General features: G+C 67.1%; 25 protein-coding genes. 2 read left to right on the top strand and 23 right to left on the bottom strand.

Annotated features, from left to right (window positions below):
- Positions 1 to 38: 38 nt before the first annotated feature.
- The 15 genes from AB0F13_RS22445 to AB0F13_RS22515 all read right to left on the bottom strand — a co-directional run bounded on the left by AB0F13_RS22445 (position 39) and on the right by AB0F13_RS22515 (position 8889).
- Positions 39 to 1184 (bottom strand): site-specific integrase, encoded by a 1146-nt coding sequence (locus AB0F13_RS22445; RefSeq protein ID WP_362085047.1) that lies wholly within the window; start codon positions 1182 to 1184, stop codon positions 39 to 41.
- Positions 1184 to 1372, bottom strand: a complete 189-nt coding sequence (locus AB0F13_RS22450; protein ID WP_362085050.1) for a helix-turn-helix domain-containing protein — start codon at positions 1370 to 1372, stop codon at positions 1184 to 1186. Before AB0F13_RS22450 ends, AB0F13_RS22445 begins: the two co-directional genes overlap by 1 nt.
- A complete protein-coding gene (gene repSA / locus AB0F13_RS22455; protein ID WP_362085053.1) occupies positions 1369 to 2754 on the bottom strand; it encodes a replication initiator protein RepSA in 1386 nt (461 codons plus the stop codon). Before repSA ends, AB0F13_RS22450 begins: the two co-directional genes overlap by 4 nt.
- Positions 2747 to 3172, bottom strand: coding sequence for a hypothetical protein (locus tag AB0F13_RS22460; protein ID WP_362085056.1), 426 nt, complete (start codon positions 3170 to 3172; stop codon positions 2747 to 2749). The genes repSA and AB0F13_RS22460 overlap by 8 nt, the downstream gene beginning before the upstream one ends.
- Positions 3169 to 4713, bottom strand: a complete 1545-nt coding sequence (locus tag AB0F13_RS22465; RefSeq protein ID WP_362085058.1) for a DNA cytosine methyltransferase — start codon at positions 4711 to 4713, stop codon at positions 3169 to 3171. The genes AB0F13_RS22460 and AB0F13_RS22465 overlap by 4 nt, the downstream gene beginning before the upstream one ends.
- A complete protein-coding gene (locus tag AB0F13_RS22470) occupies positions 4707 to 4895 on the bottom strand; it encodes a hypothetical protein (RefSeq protein ID WP_362085061.1) in 189 nt (62 codons plus the stop codon). Before AB0F13_RS22470 ends, AB0F13_RS22465 begins: the two co-directional genes overlap by 7 nt.
- A 99-nt stretch (positions 4896 to 4994) precedes the next feature.
- Positions 4995 to 5306: a SpdD-like protein gene (locus tag AB0F13_RS22475; RefSeq protein WP_362085064.1), complete on the bottom strand. Its 312-nt coding sequence runs from the start codon at positions 5304 to 5306 to the stop codon at positions 4995 to 4997.
- 21 nt (positions 5307 to 5327) lie between these two features.
- On the bottom strand, positions 5328 to 5513 hold the full coding sequence (locus AB0F13_RS22480; RefSeq protein ID WP_362085067.1) for a hypothetical protein: 186 nt from the start codon (positions 5511 to 5513) through the stop codon (positions 5328 to 5330).
- A 22-nt stretch (positions 5514 to 5535) separates the two neighbouring features.
- Complete coding sequence (locus AB0F13_RS22485) at positions 5536 to 5724, bottom strand: mobile element transfer protein (RefSeq protein WP_362085070.1); 189 nt, start codon at positions 5722 to 5724, stop codon at positions 5536 to 5538.
- Positions 5725 to 5744: 20 nt separating this feature from the next.
- Positions 5745 to 6425, bottom strand: coding sequence for a DUF2637 domain-containing protein (locus AB0F13_RS22490; protein ID WP_362085073.1), 681 nt, complete (start codon positions 6423 to 6425; stop codon positions 5745 to 5747).
- Positions 6426 to 6510: 85 nt separating this feature from the next.
- Positions 6511 to 6690, bottom strand: a complete 180-nt coding sequence (locus AB0F13_RS22495) for a hypothetical protein (RefSeq protein WP_362085076.1) — start codon at positions 6688 to 6690, stop codon at positions 6511 to 6513.
- Between the two features lie 5 nt (positions 6691 to 6695).
- Positions 6696 to 6899, bottom strand: a complete 204-nt coding sequence (locus AB0F13_RS22500; protein WP_362085079.1) for a hypothetical protein — start codon at positions 6897 to 6899, stop codon at positions 6696 to 6698.
- A gap of 5 nt (positions 6900 to 6904) precedes the next feature.
- Entirely contained in the window at positions 6905 to 7096 is a 192-nt protein-coding gene (locus tag AB0F13_RS22505) for a hypothetical protein (RefSeq protein WP_362085082.1), read from the bottom strand.
- Positions 7097 to 7183: 87 nt separating this feature from the next.
- Positions 7184 to 8467, bottom strand: coding sequence for an FtsK/SpoIIIE domain-containing protein (locus AB0F13_RS22510; protein ID WP_362085207.1), 1284 nt, complete (start codon positions 8465 to 8467; stop codon positions 7184 to 7186).
- A gap of 68 nt (positions 8468 to 8535) precedes the next feature.
- Positions 8536 to 8889: a hypothetical protein gene (locus AB0F13_RS22515; protein ID WP_362085085.1), complete on the bottom strand. Its 354-nt coding sequence runs from the start codon at positions 8887 to 8889 to the stop codon at positions 8536 to 8538.
- A gap of 323 nt (positions 8890 to 9212) precedes the next feature.
- Between AB0F13_RS22515 and AB0F13_RS22520 the strand changes: the two genes are divergently transcribed.
- Positions 9213 to 10346, top strand: a complete 1134-nt coding sequence (locus AB0F13_RS22520; protein ID WP_362085088.1) for a helix-turn-helix transcriptional regulator — start codon at positions 9213 to 9215, stop codon at positions 10344 to 10346.
- Here the strand turns inward: AB0F13_RS22520 and AB0F13_RS22525 are convergent.
- The 8 genes from AB0F13_RS22525 to AB0F13_RS22560 form a co-directional block, all read right to left on the bottom strand.
- Positions 10330 to 11133: an NUDIX domain-containing protein gene (locus tag AB0F13_RS22525; protein WP_362085090.1), complete on the bottom strand. Its 804-nt coding sequence runs from the start codon at positions 11131 to 11133 to the stop codon at positions 10330 to 10332. The genes AB0F13_RS22520 and AB0F13_RS22525 overlap by 17 nt on opposite strands.
- A 90-nt stretch (positions 11134 to 11223) precedes the next feature.
- Positions 11224 to 12027, bottom strand: coding sequence for a nuclease-related domain-containing protein (locus AB0F13_RS22530; protein ID WP_362085093.1), 804 nt, complete (start codon positions 12025 to 12027; stop codon positions 11224 to 11226).
- A gap of 646 nt (positions 12028 to 12673) precedes the next feature.
- On the bottom strand, positions 12674 to 13645 hold the full coding sequence (locus AB0F13_RS22535) for a BsuBI/PstI family type II restriction endonuclease (protein ID WP_362085096.1): 972 nt from the start codon (positions 13643 to 13645) through the stop codon (positions 12674 to 12676).
- A complete protein-coding gene (locus AB0F13_RS22540; protein WP_362085099.1) occupies positions 13642 to 15102 on the bottom strand; it encodes an Eco57I restriction-modification methylase domain-containing protein in 1461 nt (486 codons plus the stop codon). The genes AB0F13_RS22535 and AB0F13_RS22540 overlap by 4 nt, the downstream gene beginning before the upstream one ends.
- Positions 15103 to 16011: 909 nt before the next feature.
- Complete coding sequence (locus AB0F13_RS22545; RefSeq protein WP_362085101.1) at positions 16012 to 16749, bottom strand: hypothetical protein; 738 nt, start codon at positions 16747 to 16749, stop codon at positions 16012 to 16014.
- Positions 16730 to 17311 carry a sigma-70 family RNA polymerase sigma factor gene (locus tag AB0F13_RS22550; RefSeq protein WP_362085103.1) on the bottom strand — a complete coding sequence of 194 codons (582 nt, stop codon included), beginning with the start codon at positions 17309 to 17311 and terminating at the stop codon, positions 16730 to 16732. Before AB0F13_RS22550 ends, AB0F13_RS22545 begins: the two co-directional genes overlap by 20 nt.
- Positions 17308 to 17472 carry a hypothetical protein gene (locus tag AB0F13_RS22555; RefSeq protein WP_362085105.1) on the bottom strand — a complete coding sequence of 55 codons (165 nt, stop codon included), beginning with the start codon at positions 17470 to 17472 and terminating at the stop codon, positions 17308 to 17310. The genes AB0F13_RS22550 and AB0F13_RS22555 overlap by 4 nt, the downstream gene beginning before the upstream one ends.
- 180 nt (positions 17473 to 17652) lie before the next feature.
- On the bottom strand, positions 17653 to 18624 hold the full coding sequence (locus AB0F13_RS22560) for a LysR family transcriptional regulator (RefSeq protein ID WP_362085108.1): 972 nt from the start codon (positions 18622 to 18624) through the stop codon (positions 17653 to 17655).
- A gap of 233 nt (positions 18625 to 18857) precedes the next feature.
- Here AB0F13_RS22560 and snpA point away from each other — a divergent pair, with 233 nt between their 5' ends.
- Positions 18858 to 19529: a snapalysin gene (gene snpA, locus AB0F13_RS22565; protein ID WP_362085111.1), complete on the top strand. Its 672-nt coding sequence runs from the start codon at positions 18858 to 18860 to the stop codon at positions 19527 to 19529.
- Positions 19530 to 19552 lie beyond the last annotated feature (23 nt).

Raw genomic sequence — 19552 nt, forward strand, 5'->3', positions numbered from 1 at the left:
GATCACGGCTGGGGGCTCTTTGACATCCGCAGATGACATCAACGCCGGTGGCGACCGAGCATCCGATCCATGTGAGCGACCGCCTCGCGCTTCAGCTCATCCGGCACGTGAGTGTAGATCTCCATGGTCACACTGATCTTGCTATGCCCGAGGATTTCCATGGCCACGCGAGGGTGCACGTTGCCAACGGCGAGAAGAGTGGCGGCACCGTGTCGAGCATCGTGCACACGGATGCGAGGCAGCCCGGCTTTGGCGGTCAGCCGGTAGAAGGAACGCAGGACGTTACTGCCCTCGATCGGCCGACCGGTACGAGTGGTGAACACAAGATCTGTCTCCTGCCAGGAGTCACCCGCCTTGATTCGCATGGCTTGCTGCCGCATCCGCTGCCAGCGCAGGGGAGCGATGCAGAGCGCTGGTAGCGGGAGCGTGCGTTTGCGACGGTTCTTCGTGTCGTCCTCGTAGTTCTCGCCCATGGCCCTCTGACGCTGCTTGCGTACTTGCAGGGTCCGACTGTCGAAGTCGATGTCCTGCCACCGCAGGCCGACCAGCTCACCACGACGCAGACCCAGGCAGACCGCCAGCATGAAGGCCGCGTAAAGCGGATCGCGGCGAGCGGTGAGGACGAAGCGCAACGTCTGGTCCAGTGTCCAGAGTTGACTCTCGTAGGTGTCCGCCTTCGGGGGCTCGACCAGCTTGACCACATTGCGCGCGATCAGTTCCTCACGACAGGCCGCTGACAGAGCCGACCGAAGCACCCGGTGTGACTCCTTGGCGGTTGCTGCGGTCGTGGCCTTGGCGATCTCTGCGAGAGCCTTTCTGACGTCCCGCACGCCGAGTCGCTCCAAGGTCTTCTTGCCGAGTTGGGGGATCAGGTAGAGCCGTACGTGCATCTCGTACTTCGCGTATGTCGTGCGCTTCCGGCGGGGCTTGACGATGTTGTCCAGCCAGTACGGCAGCCACTCGCAAAGTTTTGCGGACCGGGTGGGTACGGGTACGCCGCTCGCAACCTTGGTGAGCAGTTCCCGACGCTTGACATCGCAGTCGGCCCAGGTCTTGCCGTAGGTGAACTTGCGTGCGCGGGTCCCATCCGGCTGGAGCACGTAGACCGCCGCTTGATACCTGCCGTCTTTGCGCTTGGTGATCGTTCCCGCGCCGTTGGGGTTTCGCTTGCGTTGGCCAGCCATCAGGCAGCCTCCTCCATCTGCTGGAGGATGAAGTCCTGGACGGCGTCGACGGGGATACGGCGGGCGCCATCGATCTTGATCGACATGAGGCGGTGGGAACGGATCAGGTCGTAGACCTTGGAACGCCCGAGCCTGAGCCGCGCCATGACCTCCCGCACGGTCAGCAGCTCAGCGGTTGCGGCGGTCATGGGGTGTCTCCTTCCTGGTCGTGTAGATCGCTGAGTGCTTCGCGGGCGGTTTCGCGGTTGGTGCGGATGTCTTCGGCGATGCTGGCGGCGAGGGCGGATTCGCCGGGGGTGTGACCGTGGCCCGCGTACTGCCAGTCGGCGAGGACGAGTACGGCGTCCGGGTCGTACTCGGGCAGGCCGAGGGCTTGGCGTTGCTGGGTGGCGCGGTAGTCGGCGCGGGTCTGGCGAAGGGCGCCGAGGGTGGTGGAGTACTGGCGGGACTTGGTGGAGAAGTGGCCTCGGAAGCCAAGCATGTGGGCCCAGGCCCACAGCCGGCGGTCGGGGTACGCCTGGTCGAGGTCGTAGCAGGCACGGATCAGTCGGCGGGCGTGGGCGGAGACCTGGTGACGGTCGAGTTCGGCGAGTTCGCCGATGCGTCGGTCCAGGGTGCCGGTGGTCTCGGCGGCTTTTGTTGCGTACTTGGCGACGTAGGACGCGACGGCTCGTTCCGTGATGTCGGTCCCGGCGTCGAAGGCCCGGATAGGTCGGATGTCGATCTGGGTGCCCCAGCGCAGGGACCACCCGTCGGGGTAGCCCGCCTTGGGGTTCGGCGGGACTTTGACCGTGGTGTAGGGGTGCGAGGCGGCAGCGTGTATCGCGTCGGTGAGCAGATCGAGGGTGGCCCAGGAGGGCAGCGCGTCGGGGCAGAGGTCTGGTCCGTCGAGCCGAATGACGGCGTGGAAGTGAACGGCTCCCCGTTTCTGGAATTCGGCGACCTTGCCGAACGAGATCCGCAGGTACCACGGGAACTCGCGCTGGGTGATCCCGGCGCGTAGAGCGATCTCGCGACGGAGTCGCCGGGTGAAGCGGGCCCAGAGATCTCCGGCGTGGTTGTTGAACATCACGGCGGCGGCGTAGTCGTACGTTTCCGGGTCGAGCGGGGTGCCCAGGTCGGGGTTGCCGTCCCGGTGGTGGATGCCGCAGCGGCAGCGGCCGGTGGTGGGCTGGTTGTGGACGGGGCCGAAGGAGGGAGCGGTGAGGGTGATGAAGGCCCGGGGTCGGTCACGGACGCTGCCGGGGATGTTCTTGTTTTCGTCGCCGACGAGTCCGGCGCGGATGAGGTGGTAGGTGTCCCCGGCGTAGAGCCAGGCGCAGGAGGGGCAGCGGGAGGCGCGGCGGTTGCCGCAGGCGATGCGGAGTCGTCCGCCGGGTTCATGGGCGGTGTTGTACCGGTGGAGAATCTCGCCGGTGGTGCCGTCTTGGGTGACCGTCCAGCCTCGGAGGTGGACCGGGTCGGCGCAGCCTCCGGTACGGCGGATCTGTTCCTGCCATCGGCGGAAGTCTGGGGCCGAAGCCACCCTGAGCAGGTCGCCCAGGGTGGTCGGGTCGAGGAGGTCAGGCACGGGCCGTCGTCTCCAACGCGTCGACGATGCGGGGGTTGGTCAGCAAGGGCGCCGGGGGCAGCCAAAGATGATCAGAGGTACCGGACCAGGGCACTGGCTTGGGCAGCGGGGTGACGTTGGTCAGACGCCAGTGCCAGAGGCCACGGCCGGACCAAAGGGTGCAGTATCCGTCATAGGCATGACAGTCGTTGAGCCAAGCCACGGAGACGATGGCGGCGGCGGGCTGCGGGCGCCGCACGAACGGACGAGCCAGGGGTGCGTTCCACGCGCGGTGGTCGGTGGTGTGTCCGGCGTGGATGAGGATGGGGCCCCGGTAGTCGGTGGGCTGGGGTCGGTTCAGGACCCTCTTCGTGCCGTGGGCGATGCAGCTCGCCCAGGGCTGGGGCACGGTCAGGGCGCGGGCGGAGTGAGTAGTCATCGGGTCACCTCCTGGCGTTCGCGAGGGGCGCCGGTGACGGCTTCGACGAGGGCGGAGATGAGAATCTCTGCGACGGGCGGGGTGACGGCGTTGCCGTACTGGCGGACCTTCTCGCGCTTGTTGCCGGTCACGCGGTAGCTGTCTGCGAAGGCCATGGCGCGGCCGATCTCGCCCGGTTCCAACATCCGGAATCGCACGTCGTCCACCGCGATCGTGTCGGTGGTGGCAAGGCCGGAACGGTCATGTGTGGTCAATGCTCCGATGGGGGCGTCGGCCGGGCGGGCGGCTCCGTTGCCGTAGTAGGGGACGAGCAGGGCGGCGTCCTGGGGTGTGAAGCCGGAGGTGGTGACGAGTCCGTGATGGTTACCAGAGGCCGTGACCGTGGTGAGAGCGTCGGTGACGGGGCGGGCGCGTTCCTTGTCGCCGCCGCCTCGGAGTGGGATGAGGTAGGGCACCCAGGCGAGGCCGGTCTCGTTGCGGGCAGTTTGGGTGCGCAGGGGCGCTGTGGCAGGTGCGGCGTGTTTGCCGTCCCGGCCTTCGACGGGGACCAGGAGCGCGGGTACGGCCAAGCCGTCGTTTTCGCGCGTGGTGCGTGTGGGCATGGGACTGGTGACCGGCGCGGCGTCCGTTCGCCAGGTGCCGCCCACCGGGGAGAGGATCGGTGCTCCGTACCTGGCCAGTCCTGCTCGGATGCGGTGCAGGGTGGCGGCGGCGAGTGGCTTGGTGCGGTCGGCGATGCGTTCTGCGGGCAAGGTCCAGTCGATGGCGGCCGCAGCCGGCCGGGCTTCGGGCTCCACGATGGTATTGCGGCAGGAGACGCGGGGGCAGCGGTAGACGTACTGCTGCCGGTAGCGCCCCATGTCCCGGCGGGGGTTCTTGAACGCCTGTACCGCGTTTACCGTCTCCCCGCACACCGAGCACCAGGCCCGGGGTCGTAACCACTTGTCCCATTCGGGGGCCCGGCCGAGCGAGCGATGCCAGTAGGCGAGGTAGAGGCGGTCCCGCGATTGCGGCGCCCATTCGGTGGTGACCGGGCGGGCGTGCATGGAGTTCAGCGCGATCAGCTTGGTGTCGTAGTCGAGGTTGCGGATGTCGTCGCGCCAGGTCTGCCACAGGTCCCAGGCCCGTACGTCGATGACGTTCTCGACCACCCCGGCGAGGACCGGACGACCGCGCCGGTGGGAGCTGTCGAGGTAGCGGGGGACGTCCCACATCAGGGCGCGGGAGCGGTCGGCGGCGGCGTCCGGCAGGGTTTCGCCGAACAGGTCGGGTTGCTTGTCGAAGTCGCGTCGCTTGCCCCGGGCGTTGGACCACTGGGGGCACTCGGGCGAGGCCCAGAACAGGTCAGCGGCCGGGAACCGGGCGGCGTCCGCGTCGTGCAGGTCTCCGGTGAAGTGCTCGGCGTCGGGGAAGTTCGCGGCGTGTGAGGTGATCGCTCGGTCCCAGTGGTTGGCGGCAAGCACGGGCTGGACGCCGGGGACGGCGGCGGCGCCGGAGGAGGAGCCGCCCGCACCGCAGAAGAAGTCGATGTAGGTCAGCACGCCGCACCCGCCTTGATCCGGCTCGCCAGGGGCGCGATGCCGGTGCCATGGCAGGCCGGACAGGTGGCGGTGACGGTCTCGCGGTACCCGGCCAAGGTGCGCTGTCCGGTGGTGACCGCTACGGCGGAGAAGCCGCCGCAGTGGGGGCAGTGGCGTGTTTTGGCATGGTTGTGCTCGGGCATGATGGAGGTCTCCCTTTGCTGGTCTTGGTGATCGGGAAGGGGGGGGTCGGGTCCTCGGGGCGGCGGATACTTGGCGGTAGAGGCCGCCCCGGGGGCCGCTTAGCGCTTGCTCTGGCTGTTGAGCATCGAGCGCGTGACCACGGCGACGACGGCAAGCGAGCCAGCCGTGATGGAGATGGCCAGGAACATGCCGACCAGGACCGCGCCGATGACGAGCACGCCGATCGCGCCCGCGCCGATGGCGGCGACTGTGGCGCCCGCCGTGAGGCGCACTCCCCCACGAGCGGGAGTTGCTGGGGCCTGTGCGTGGTGCTGGCAGATGACCTGAGCCGGTTGCGGCTGGAGTTCCATGTTCGTAGTGAGTGCCGTAGTGGTGGGGAGCGGGTTCGTCGGGACTCGGGGTCGGAGCATGATCGGTCCTTTCTGGGCTGGTTACTTGGAGCCGCCGAGGACGGAGGCCCCGCCGTTGATTCCGGCTTCAATCGCACCGCTGAAGAAGCTCCCGGCCAGGAGGAAGCCAGCAATCAGGAGGACGGCAACCATCCAGGCGGGCACGCGGGTGAGCTTGATGCCGAGGTAGCCGATCACTGCGATGGCGAACCAGAGCGGGATGTTCACGGCTGTGTCTCCTTCTCCGCTGTCAGCGGGGGTCGCAGCGGTGGGTCTGTGCGGCGAGTTCGGCGGCGGCGCGGTTGAGGTAGTCGGCGGACCAGTCGCAGCCGGGGGCGGTGCAGGCGGCAGTGTGGGCGAGTCGGCCGAGGCGGTCGGTGTGGGTAGCGATCTCGATTTGCCCTACACGGTCGCGGTTCCAGAAGCGCTTGCGTCGCATGAGTGGTCCCTTCGTGGTGGTCAGGTCAGTTGGGTGGCGATGGCTTCGGCCATCGATGCGGGGACACCGAGGCGGGCGCGCAGGGTGTCGATGTCGATGGGCTGTCCGGTGGTGGCTTTGTGGGTGTCGGCGAGCTTCCGGGCGTGGGCGACCAGCGCAGCAGGGGGCGCCACGGGCACGGGCTTGACGGGCTGCGGGTCGCTGTCCGGCTCTTGGTGTTCTTGCCGCTCCGGCCTCGGCGGCTCGATCACCTTCTGAGGTTCTGTGATGGATGGTGCTGGCTCCGGGGCCGGGGCAAGAGGAGCCCGGGCGGGTTCATGTGTGGGCTCGGCGGCCAGGGGCTGCGGCGTATGGGCTAGGAGGGTGCCCCCGAGAAAGGCCGCAGCGGGCCAGCCGGCCACGAGCATCCGCAGCCATGCCGGGGGGTGGGCCAGGTCCAGGAATCCGGCGGTCGCGACGTTTGCACCAAGAGAGGTGGTGAGGGCGACGAGGAACCAGACCCAGGCCAGGCGGACCCCGTGGCCGGAGCGGAGGCGGCGCCATGCGGCGACCAGAAGCAGGTCGACGGAGATGGGGTAGGCCCAGCCTTTCCAGCCGTCTTGTCCGGTGGCTTGGGCGATGTCGTGGAGGTGGGCGAAGGACAGGGCACCGGCGATCACGGCTTGCACCAGCACCGGGTCACGGTGGGAGAGTCGCTTCATCGCACGGTCCTCCTTCCGAGCGTCAGGTCGGGAGCCGGGGCCGGGTGGGTGGGTCTGTGCCACCCGACCCCGAGAGAGGGGCGGTTCAGTCGGTGGCGGGGACTTCGCCGCTACCGAGGCAGGTCAGGCAGATGGCTTGCTGCCGGTCGGGGCTTTCGAGCTTCTTTCGTCCGCCGACCTTGAAGGCCTCGGAGACCTGGCCCGCCGTGCAGTCCGGGCACGGCTCTGACGAGGGCTTCCGGCGGGTGGTCTTCCGCGTCACCACGGCGATCACCGTTCCTCACGGGGGTAGCCGTGGCCGTTGGGCGGGTACGCGCCCCAGTCCTTGGCCTCGAACTCGGCGACCGTGGTGGAGTAGAGGGCCGCAGCGAACTCCGGGTCGTGCTCGGGATTGCAGAGGTAGTCGCCGACATGGCAGGCGAGGTGATGTTGCAGGTGGTCGTCAGCCGACCTGGCCTCCGGGTCAGGGATCATGGCGATCACCGGTCCCGGTTGGGGTAGTCGTGACCCTCGGGCGGGTACTCGCCCCGGCGCTCCCGACGACCCTGCTCAAGCATCGAGTCAACGATCACGCTGGCGAACTCGACGTCCGCCCCGTCCCGCTCGGCGTAGTCGCAGACATCCCGCGTGATGCGGGCACTGCGGTCGTAGTCGTCTGTGCGTCGGGACATTGCTGATCTCCTTTGCGTCCGGTTGCGGGCATGGATGGGGTAGGGACCTGGCGCGAGACGGTCGCGCCGACCGATGGAGCGGAGGGGTTACGCGGGTTCGAGCACCGGGGCCGGGGCTTCGACGGGCACCTCAGTCGAGTCCGGGCGGAAGGGGGCCAGGGCTGGAATGTCCGGCGTCATGTGGGCGTACTCGGCGCAGGCCGCCGTAGCCTCGTGCAAGGTGGTGAGTGGGCTGCGGATCACTGTCCAGCCGCCGGAGGAGTCGCCGGCCACCGCTTCGCCGGGGCGATCCTCAGGGATCGAGGTCGCGGCGAGCACGGCAGCGGCACTGACGTCGGCCAGGGCCATCTTGGCGGAGCCTTCGTCATTGACCCGGTGTGAGACACGACCCGAGAGCTGGGCCCGCAGCGCGGTTGCGCCCTTGCCCAGTTCGGAGCCGAAGCGCTGTCCGCAAATTTCGAGGTACATCCCTGCGGCACGGCCGAGCTGAGCAAGGCGGATCAGCTGGGTGACCATGTGGTCCCGGCGCTTTTCATCGGCCGCTGTGGAGACGAGGAACAACTCGGCGACTTCATCGACGATCAGCACCAGCGGGACCGGGCGGAGATGTTCGGGCAGCCCCCAGACGTCGGAGGCGATCTCTTCGAGGGGCGTGCCGGATGAGAGGCATTGTGCCGCGCGGATCAGCTCATAGCGGTCGGTCATCTCCTGGACCAGCACATCGAGGAGGAGCGCCGATTCCTCCGGAGTGGGTGCCAGAGCCGACAGGCGCGGAGCGAAGGGCGAGAGCTCTACTCCCCATTTGCAGTCGATACCGAGCAGGGCGACCGGCTGAGGAGCCAGCTCCTTCACCAGACCCCGGAGGTAGACGGACTTACCTGATTCCGTCGCGCCGATGACGAGCTCATGAGGGGTTTTACGGAAGTCTCGCACGTGTGGCAGCCCGTCCGAACGCAGTGCCACGGGCACCCGCAGGAGACTGCCCGTGATCCCACGGGGCATGACCACCTGGCGCAGGACGTCATAGGCGATCAACCGGACTTCCAGCCACCCAGGCCTGAAGGCCCTGATGTGCACACCGTGGGCGAACCACGCGTGCCTGAGCCGTTCTGCGGCTACCACGAAGTCGTGGACTTCCTGCCCCGGCTGCATCCTGATCCGAAGAATCAGACCGGTCCGGGTGACCCGCACTCGCCGCAGTCGCGGGACCATCCTGCTGGGTTCCCTGCGGGCCAGCTTGGCCACCCAGATCCGGAGCCGGGTCGGTCGTTCCGCCAGGCCGCACGCTTCCATCACGGACCGGTAGGTGATCAGCACCCGCACCAGTGCCACCAAGGCTCCGACGCTCAGCCAGTACCACGCCGGGCGCATCCGACGCAGAACCAGCAGTCCGGTCAGGAAGGCAGCTAAGCCAACCAGCGAGGCAGCGTCTCCGGTGGTCACCGGGATTCGCCCTTACCGTTCGAGGCCGCCACAGGAGTGGCCGCCATGACAGCGGTTGCCCGGTAGCTGATGCCGTGACCGTTGCTGGTCTCCCAGGGACGAGCGACGAGCCCGGGGAAGGTGACCGGCATTCCTGGCACCAGGTCCGGAGAGCGTCCGTCTTCCGCAACCACGATTGTGACCGCGTCCGGCTTGCCGTCCACGATGACGGCTACGTTCACGTTGTACAGGGTCTTACCTGTCGTCCGGTCCTGAGCGATCTCACCGGTCTCCCGGTTCTTGACCTTGGGCTCCGGGGCCTGAATCAACATCACCGTCATCTGGGCCGTATCGACGGGGATTTGACGCATAATGGAACTCCCTTTTCCGAGAGGGGAGGGAGCGGCGACTTGCTTGGCGGTAGGGCGCCGCTCCGCACTTTGGGGCTTCCCGCCCCCAACTGGTGCGCACCACTAGAGTGCATCTGGTGCGCACCAGAAGTCAAGGCGTTGTCGCTGTTCGGTTTGCCAACTCACCTTCTGGCGACGGTTCCAGAGAACACCCATCGCACAACTCTCCGGTAGACAACAGCGGTTAACCCCCATGGAGTTAACCGCCTCCCACCAGGAGAGATGCCGGGCACCTGTCGGGAGACGGACAGCGGAGTGGCGGACTCAATCGTGGGTGGTGCGAAATGACCAACGGGCTGCGTGAACTGCGAACCGCGCGAGAGTGGTCCCAAGAGCGGCTGGTCCGAGAGATCGAGAGCTATGCGCTCCGGCACACGCTCACCGTGGCATCACGGGCCAGCCTCCACGTGTACGTCTCGGAGTGGGAGAACAGCCGCCGCCCGATCTCCGAGCGGTACGCGCGCATCCTCCGGTCGCTGTTCGGAGTCACTGACGCGGAGCTACTCGGCAGCAGCGGGCTCGCCATCCAGCCACCTTCGGCTGAGGGGTACGAAGAGTTGGTCAATCGAATCGACTCAGCACGCAACGTCAGCTTGACCTTGGTGAAGACCTTCATGGATCAAACTGAGCTGCTGAGAACGATGGACCGCCAAATGGGCGCCACGACCCTGGTTGATCAGATGACCGGGCACCTCACGAGGCTGGAGGACGCGCTCACCTTCGCCGTGCTCCCCGAGACCCGCAGGCCCGTGGCTCTGGCGCTGGCCGGTGCCGCGACCCTGGCAGCCTGGCAAGCTCTGGATGTGGGTGCGGTCGAACGAGCCTGGCGCCATTACGAGCTGGGCAAGCGCGCAGCCCAGGAAGCCGAGGAGCCGATGTACCTCGCACATGCCACAGCCGAGCAGGCATACGTCCTCTGCGACGCCGGGCGCGGGTCCCTCGCCGTAGACCTCGTACGAGACGCTCAGCGAGCCGGCGGCAGCAAGCTGTCCCCGCGACTCAGGGCGTGGCTATATGCGGCCGAGGCAGAGCTGTGTGCCAAGGCCGGACTCCCAGACGCCTGCCGCCGGGCGCTGGACAAGGCCATGGCCTGCCTTCCTGAGGGCGAAGAAGCCAGGGACCCTGACATGCTGAGCATCTTCCTGAACGCTGGACATCTGGCCCGGTGGCGCGGCAATGCTCTCGCGTTGATCGGGGACGGAGGTGCGGTAAGCAATTTGTACGACGCCTTGGAGGCGGCCGACCCGACGTTCGTCCGGGCGACGTCAGGGCTGCGTTGCGATCTGGCCCAAGCCCACCTGGCACGCGGTGAATACGACCAGGCTCGTGAAAACGTCGTGCAAGCTCGACTCCTGGCCAACCGAACGGGGTCCGTCCGACATCGTCGCCGGATCGAACAGATCACCCAGCAGCTCTAGCGGCACTCTCCCCCCGCTGCGCCAGCAGATGAAGCAGGCCCACCAAGGTTCCGGACCCCATGAGCTGATCACGGGCCATGAGGGCCGGGACGTCTGCCAGTGGCACCCAGGCCACATGCCCAGCTTCTTCCGTGTCTGTCGGCTCGCCGACGTAACTGGCACCCCGTCCGACGAAGATCTCGTGGGGCGAGTCCACCATGCCCACCATGGGTTGATAGGTGACGACGCGCTCAAGCGCGTCCGGCCGCCACCCGGTCTCTTCCTCAACCTCACGAAGAGCAGCCGCGTGCGGGTCTTCCCCTTCATCCACGATGCCGCCGGGCAGTTCCCATCCCCATTGCTGCGGGACGAAGCGGTAGCGCCAGAGCATGAGGACGCGATCTTGGGCGTCGACAACCCCGGCGATCGCTACATGCTGGAGCCGCACGACGTGATGCTCGAATCGCTCCATCTTCGGCGGCTCGACGTCCACGACGGCCAGCTGTACCCAGCGGTTGTCGTAGACGGTTCTCTCGCCATGGATGCGCCAGGGCTCCATGTCGGCCGGCGGCTCGACAACCGCGTCTCGGTCGGAGGGGCGCGGGCGGACCGTGTACGAACTCCGGTCGTGGGACTGGATCACGTTTTCAGCTTTGAGCCGTGCCAGCACCTGGCGCAACGCGGTGCGTCCGATGCCTAGGTCTTCGGTCATCTGCCGCTCTGAGGGAAGCTTGTCCCCGGGCCCGTACTTACCCGATTCGACCCACCCCAGGATCGCGCGGTACACCCGCTCGGTCTTCGGTCCCATCCCCGGCAGCACACTCCCTACTCAGTAGCTTGCGGGCACCAGCCTAGCGACGTGCGCCGCTGCCGAACAGGGCGATGATCGCCGCTGCCGTCAGACCTCTGCCCAGGCAAGGCGGTGGCGGGCAATCGCATACAGGGTCTGTATCTGGCCTGGGGTGAGCACTCCCGTCAACGGGCCGAGCGCGGCCACTTCCCGCTGATGCCAGACTTTCACGTCGTGGAGAGTGGCTACAGGCTCCAGCTCCGACACTCCGACGAACACCAGAGCCGGCTGGACATGAACGGCCGTTCCGCTGTACCTCTCCAGAACGCGTTGAACGCGTCGGGCTTCGGTCCGGACCCTGCGCGTATGTGGACGCGGTGGACCATGGTTGACCGTCACGGAGTCGTTGCCGACCCAGACATTCTTCTCGGGGTAGTGCTTCGTGTTGATGTTGAAGACTCCGCCAGGGCCGATCAGCAGATGGTCAATGTCTACCGAGTTCGGTAGCAGGATCGAGTGCAGCACGTACCAGCCTTGACCGGATAAGCGCTCAAGCTCAGCCCCTACCCGCCGTTCGCCAACCAGGCCCCTGCGCCAGGGGCTCCACTCGGATTCGCGGCGTAATAACCAAGAGATCAGTCGTTCGAGGGAGCCGGGCCCTTCAGCGGCCAGCTTGTCCCTGAGTGCCTCCCCCGGACGATTGCGGGCGAGGTCGTCGCCCGGCGTGAGGGGTGGTAGCGATGGGAGCCTGGGTGGCAGCGGCGACATCGACGATGGCGGAAGCCCATTCGGTTGCGACACGTAGGGAGCGAGGACCTCCAGCGCAACAGCCCGGTACTCCTCGCGCACGATCGTCACCTCACCAGTCGCGCGGTCGAGCCACGCCACGACCATGCCGTCGGGCAGTTCCACGTACAGCCGATCTCGCCCTGAACCATCCCGCGCAGTGACCCTGAGATCGCTCAAGCCAGCCCCCCGGCATCTGCGTCATCCCCACCCATATGGCAGCAGCTCTCGACGCATGACCACAAGACGGCCCACGCGGTCAAAGTTTCTCTACTCCATCAAGGCACCCGGCTCCGCTACGCTCCGCCGGGCGGGCTTCCCGGCTCCGCTCCGCGCGACGCTCCTGCCTGCGGCCCGCTCCGCGCGCGCTGCGCCGACGCCCGCTCCTGCAAGACGGGATAGGCCCAAGGGCATGAGTCGAGCCCCACGGGCCAGCAGTGCCATCACGCACCAACATGCCTCCGGCGGGGGCGCTCCGACTCCGGGATGGACGGGGCGCCGTACGCGGGTGCCGGCCCGTGGATGGCTGGCGGCGGGGGGAACTCCCATCCCGTCTGCCATCGGCCCAGGACAAGCCGAGCAGACACGGCACCGGGCGTCCAGGTCGTTCGTACAGTGGCGCGCTCCACCTGGACGCCCGGCACCGCGCCCGCTCCACATGCGTGTGGGCCGACGGCAGACGGGATGGGAGTTGGGGTGAGTGGTAGACGAAGCCTGTCCGAACGTCGAAGCAGCCCACCGAGGAACCAACCGACCGCCACGAAGGTCGAGGCTAGCGCTCGTAAGGGCCGAGGAAGCGCGAGCCATTCAGGTGAATCAGATGATCAGGATCGTCCGCCACCCAAGCCTCAGTCTCCCAAGCAAGCTCTGGGAGCCACTGGCGCATCGACTCGCGATTCTCGAAACAATTCACGAAAACGAGTCCCGCTACAGGCGTTGCAAATATTCCTCGTAGGGCACGGTGGCGCTCATCATCGAACGGCCCCTTGCTTTTTACAGCCTCCATGAGGAAGAGCCACTTACGGACTTTGTCGTATAGGACGAGGTCCGGCATCCGCCCATGGGGATCGAAAGTCAGCCCAAGGGTCTCCTCAAAGATCCTTTCCTCGAAGCGAGCGTGCTTCCCTCGCGTATCTCCGAGGTAGAGCACCTTCGCACCAGGTGCAAAGCGCGGAACAAAGTCCTCGACCATTTTCTTCAGCAACGGATTCTGTCCAGCGGGAGAGAGAAGGAACTCTTCCCCGTCAGGCAGATCAACGGAGATCATAGCCGCATGGAGGGCTTCCGCACGCGCTTTAACTGCCTCTGAGGCTCCATTAAGGAAGTCCACCAGAGCCCCCTCGAAAGCGTCCGCGCCATATGACCTTACTGCTCTAACCGCCTCGTCAGACAGGCAGTACTCGTTGAGTTGCGAGTTTGTGGCGATATTCAGGTTGTCCGCGTTGAGGACCGCGAATCCGTTATCAACCCACTGACGCAGGGTCTTCTTGCGGAAATCTTCCCGACTTCCGGTGGCGTAGGGCTTGGCCCAATACGCGCCAGACCAGTCCATGATCTTCTGCACGCCAAGACGTGGAGTATGCGAGTCGGCCCAGCGGTCTCCCGGTTTCAGGCCAGCAAGCGCGAGCAGTGTCACGGCGCTGCGGACATTATGTCGCTGCGCGTCGAACCCGAAGCTCTTCAACAGCGCCCGTGCGGTGTCGATGGTCGCTAGCGTCTCGTCGACTTCGTTGCTAGTGGTCACGCGGTGGAGTCTGGCATCTCCGAAAAGAGTTTGGCTACCACGGCATCCAACGCTTCCTGGCTGGGCAGGCCGTCGGGTGCCGTCTTGGCGAGAAGAATAAGGTCCTCACGGGAGGGAAACGGGAGGCGGCGCAGGTCGCCCGCGTTGACCTGAGTGTGGCCCGAGAAGGCTCGGAAGTATCGATCCAATACGGTCGAGTTCAGCCAGAGCATAAGACCGCGAGCGAGGTCTCTCTCAAGCGGATTCTTCGATTCATGCAGATAATTCGTCTTGTTGTCGAATGCGACCTTACTAGGTCCATCCCAGAGCGCAGCAATGACACGTCGGCGGTCCTCCTTCGCAGTTTGTCGTTTCACGACAACGTACGGGCCTTGAGGGAGGAGTTGGCGGATTGCGGCATCGTCGACGGCAAGGAATCCTTGCGGCTTTCTCGCCTTCGCTTGCGGCCACTCAATCCCACCGGATCGAATGTTTGACTGATAAACCATTGGAGCGACGCCGGGGATGTTGAGGTCATCAGTCAGGTACTGGCGGTTCCGAAAATCGACCACCTTTCCCGTACTGACACCGATACCGAGGTCGGCCAGGGTGAATTTCGCCGCCGATGGCACCGATACACCTTCGGTGAAGTGTACGATTTTGTCATCGTCTTCACCTTGGACAATGACGGAGAATGGCACAGAACGCGCGATAGGATTCTCGTATTGCGCTACCGACTTCGAGAGGATCACATTCGGGGCTTGAGGCCCCAAAGTGAAGGCCGCAATAACACTCTCCTGCTTTACATTCGTGTCGGCGAATACCTTAGTGCGGCTTTCGAATTCATGGAGAACATCGAGACTTACGGTCGATAGCAGCCAGTGGCGGAATTGCCGATAGTAAGGCCCGCTCGCCCATGAGCGGGGAACGATAAAGACTCCCTGTCCATCCTTCTTGAGTGAAGCGATTGCCCGCACCCAGAAGGCCACGTAGATATTTGGGGTGTCCACGGCGCGCGCTGCTGTTGCAAGCCGTGTGGGGGAATCTGCGGCGAGCTTTCCGTACGGAGGATTGGCGATCACAAGGTCGAACGGACCGCCCAATTTGGCGTCTTCGCCAAGCAAGTAGTCACCCTCGACCAGGTCGTACGAAATGCCGTAGGCGGCCTGGCATTCCTCGAGAGTGGCGCGCAGGTAAGGCATGATGACGGGGTCGGTTTCCACAGCCACGACGTGGACCGCAACGTCGGGGCGCTCGGCGTGCAGTCGATCAACGAGGGCAGCGCTCAGGGATCCCGCGCCAGCCCCTGGATCGAGCACTCTGACCGTGCCACTGAGGTCATCGACTCGAAGCGTCGAAGCCATCAGCGTGGCAGCCTTCACGGGAGTGAAGAACTGCCCTAGCACAGCTTGGGTACTCGGGTCTAGTTTGGCGAGAGCCGCTTGGCGCCGGGTCTCAGTGCTGGCGATCAGATCCACGCATAGAGACTAACCGGCTCAAGCGTGGAGGGAGGTAGCGGACGACACAAGGAAGTAGGAACACGTACCCGTCTCCCACTCCGCCGTAGGAGGCCGAGGCCGCTATCGGTCGATGTGATCTTCGCCAGAGCCGTCCGTGATCATGCCGCGAAACGCGGCGTGATCGTCCAGGACTATGAGCCTGTCGAGGAGCTCCCCGCCTATGTTCATGCGCAAAGTCGGTGGTCGGGCTCCCTTGGGCCACCCGCGGACGACTCCTAACCAACTGATCAACCGCAAGGCCGCGAGCAGCGTTGCCTCAGACTCAGGGGGCCTACGGATGCGTGCTGCGGGACCGGGCTCGGCGAGAGCGCGGCCCATTTGTGGACGGAGCTTGGTTCGAGGTCGGCCCGCAGGACCTTGACCAGCGGACTTGTGTGGAAGACACAGGCTCTCCGGATCCGTGTGCGCAGTCTCGTATCGTGGCAGCGTGCGAAACGAGAGGCTCGACGAGCGGTTGTCTGGGGAGGAGCTGGAGCTCTTCCTCTAGTACCTTCACCGCTTCTGTAACCACGACCTTGATCTCTTCGCGGCCATGGAAGCAGGAGATCCCAACTACCCCGCCTATGTGACGCTGACCAGAGACCCGATGTCAGGGCTCGACCGGGGCGCCTACCGTCGACCATGAGCCGACCTCAAGGCGGCTCTGACATCCGCAACTGACATCAACGACAGCGGACGGCTACGGCATTGGGCGACTTGCTGCGGCACGACCGACCTCCAGCGCACCAGCTGCGGCGATGGTCGAATCGAACTTACAAAGCGGATGTCGGCGGTTCAAATCCGTCTGTGCCCACAGAGGAACAGCAGGTCGAGGGCCCCTTCGCGCGGGAAGCGCGGAGGGGCCCTTGTCGCGTGTGTGCCCCGCCGTCAGGCCAGGGTGGTCAGCTCCTCGATGCGCTCGGCGAAGCCGTCCGTCGGCAGCGGGAGGTCGACCTCCTCGACGTACTCGACCGCCGTCGGCACGTACCCGACGACGGCCGCCGCCGCGGCCGGCGGCACCCCGCACCCCGCCCTCTCCTCGGCGGCCAGGGTGATGCCCCACGTCACCGCGGCGTCGTACGGGTCGTCGGCCCACCGCGCGGCGGTCGCCGGGGCGCGGTCGTCCGGGTCGGTCTGGGCGTGCCACCACAGGGCCTCGCCGACCTCGGCGAGGGCCAGGTGGTGGAGGTAGAGGCAGTAGGCGGCGGTGACGTCGCCGGCGCCCGCGGCGTACTGCCACCAGAAGCGGGCGGAGTCCTCGCGCCCGGCCAGTTCCAGGACGCACGCCAGGACCCGGGCGCCGTCGGGTTCGAGGATGCGGCCGCCGATGAACGTCGCCATCTGGTGGAGGGCGTCGGGCCGGCCCACCGCCAGGCGGCACAGCCGCCGCAGGTCCTCGGCGGCCTCGTGCATCTGGCGCTGCTCGGGCCGCTCGCGCTCCAGGAGCCCGCCGGCGGCCGCCCGGGCCTGCCGCACCGCGTCGTCGAAGGACAGCGCGCCGTGCAGCATCCGGTCCGCGAGGCGGGCGGACAGCCGGGCCTCGGCCGCGGCCAGTTCACGCTCGGTGTACGGGGCGGTGTCCAGGCGGGCCCTGGCCAGCAGCCGGTCAACCCGTGCGGCGGTCATCGTCTTCCCCTTCCTCGGAGCCGAAGGTCTGCCGGAGCCTGCGCCGCGCGTGGCGGACGGTCGAGCGGACCCCCGCCTCGGTGATGCCCAGGGTGCCGGCGGTCTCCCTGGTGCTCAGGCCCAGGCTGAAGCGCAGCACCATGACGTCGCGCTGCCGGTCGGGCAGCGCGGCGACCGCCTGGTAGAGGGCGAGCGACTCGACGAGTTCGCCGATCGGGTCGATCGCGTCGCGCAGGGCCGCGGTCTCGAATGCGGCGACGTCCACCAGGACCGGCCGCCGGCCGCGGGCGCGGGCCAGGTCGACGGTGCGGTTCTTGACGACCTTCCAGGCGTACGCCTCGGGCACGGGCTGCGCCAGCACGTCCGGCCAGGTGCGGATGAGCTGCTCGAAGGCGTGGTCCACGGCCTCCTCGGCGTCCGCCCGGGAGCGCAGGTGCAGTTCGGCCCACTGCACGTACCGGCCGCGGTAGAGCTGGTGGAACGCGCGGAAGTCGGCCGGCAGGCCCGGCAGGCCGGGCAGGGCGGTCACGCCGCTGGGGCGGGGACGGGGTTCCTCGCTCACCGGTCCTCCTCCTCGTGCCCGTCGCGGCCGCGGGCCAGCTCGGAGATGCCCGCCCGCACCTGGACCGCGGCCAGACGCCGCAGCACTATCCGTACGTCGGTGCCGAATACGCGCGCAGCGACCGCGGCCACGGCCACGTCGCGTACGAGTTCCACATTCACGGACCCCTCGGATCCTTCCGCTTGTCACCGGCGGTGCCTGCTCGCGCTCAGCACCGGAGAGCCAGTAGTGCCCTCTGCCCCCAATAGCGTTCAGGAGCGCTCAACCGTGCAACGAACTCAGGCAAATTCTTACGGAGTGCTACTCGTCGGTTACATGTGCGGGGGTCGGCGGGCCCGGAGTCAGTGGCTCCCCACCGACGGCAGCAGAGGGCTGCCGTTGCGGTCCAGCCAGGCGCGGTAGGTGGGGTTGCGGCCCGCGACGGTCACGTACGCGTCCATCAAGTCCGCGAAGAGGGCGTCCAGTTCGCGCAGCGGTAACGAGCCCGAACGGGTGGCCAGGGACAGCTGGGTGGAGAGGGGGTCACCCAGGAGGGGCCGGATGACGGTGCCGGGCGGCGGGTCGGCGGTGGGCTGGGCGGGTGCCACCGCCTCGGCCGAGGCGACGAGTTGGGCGGCGGTGGTGTTGTCGCGGACGTGGAGGAGGCGGGGGTCGAGGCCGGCGGCCATGAAGACGCGGCGCAGGGCGGTGGCCTCGTCGTCGGCGGTGGGGTCCACGATCCACGCGTCGTCCGCCAGTTCGGCGAGCCGAAGCACCGGGCGGCCCGCCGCCGGGTGCGTGGCGGAGAGGGCGACGAAGCGGGGCTCGCACGCGATGAGAACGCGCCGCTCCACGCCTTCGGGAACGTGCAGGGGGAAGCCGGCCGTCTCGTGGACGAAGGCGACGTCCAGCTGGTTGGTCGCCAGCAACTGCAGGAGCGCGTTTGAGGACACCTCTATGTGAATGGTGGTGTCCGTCTCCGGCAGCCGCCGGTGGATGCGGCGCAGCCAGCCCGTCACCGCACGGCTGCCGATGCTGCCGATGCGCAGGCGCAGCCCCCCGGCGCCGACGGCCGCGTCCCGCGCGGCCGTCACCAGCGCGGCCATCTCGGCGATGATCGGCCGGGCGCGCGAGAGCACGGAGTGGCCCAGCGGTGTGGGGTGGCTGCCGGTCTGGCCGCGAGTGAACAGCAGCCCGCCGACGGTGGTTTCGATGCGGCGGAGCTGAGTGGTGAGCGAGGGCTGGGTCATGCCCAGCTGCAGCGCGGCCTTCCGCACGCTCCCGGTGTCCGCGATGGCGCAAAGTGCGCGGAGGTGCCTGACCTCGAGCTCCACGAGGGGAGCATAACCGTGCCCCCTACGTCACACCAGACACATGTCCTCTACAAGTGGGCAGGGGGTGGCGCAGGGTAGGCGATTGGATGGCGCTATGGCCAACTGGCATCATCCGCACCATTGATATCTCGTCAGAGACTCAAGGGGCGAACACAAGTTCCCCGTTGAACCACGGCTGTCGCGTCCCACCACGCACGGCCGGAGCGGTTCTCGGTACGAATGGAGTCCCCCACATGAAACGCTCCACCATGGTGCTGTCGGCCGCCCTCGGCCTCGGGCTGGCGGCCACGATGACCGCCGTACCCGCATCGGCAGTGGCGCTCGACCACGGCGCCCCGGCGCCGGCCGCGGCCACGAGCACCTCCTCGTACGTCGGCTCCGCGGCCGAGGAAGCCAACAACAAGGCCTTCTTCGACGCCGTCATGAAGTCCGCGAAGGCCAAGCAGGCGGCCTCGCCGGGCCTCGCGGCCGTCACCGTCACCTACGACGCCAGCCGGGCGCCGAGCTTCGCGACGGAGATAGCCAGATCCGCGCAGATATGGAACAGCTCCGTGCGCAACGTCCAGCTGCGCGCCGGCTCCAACGCCGACTTCAAGTACTACGAGGGCAACGACTCCCGCGGCTCGTACGCCAGCACCGACGGCCACGGGCGCGGTTACATCTTCCTCGACTACAACCAGAACGAGCAGTACGACTCCACCCGCGTCACCGCGCACGAGACCGGTCACGTCCTCGGCCTCCCGGACCACTACTCCGGCCCCTGCAGCGAGCTGATGTCCGGCGGCGGCCCCGGCCCCTCCTGCACCAACCCGAACCCGAACTCCGCCGAGCGCAGCCGCGTCAACCAGCTGTGGGCGAACGGCGTGAAGGCCTTCGACAAGGGCGCCTTCATCAAGGCCCACTGATTCCGCAACGCTCGTGCGCGTAC

Origin of the sequence: Streptomyces sp. NPDC026206, assembly GCF_040638465.1 — a bacterium.
Classification (GTDB): domain Bacteria; phylum Actinomycetota; class Actinomycetes; order Streptomycetales; family Streptomycetaceae; genus Streptomyces.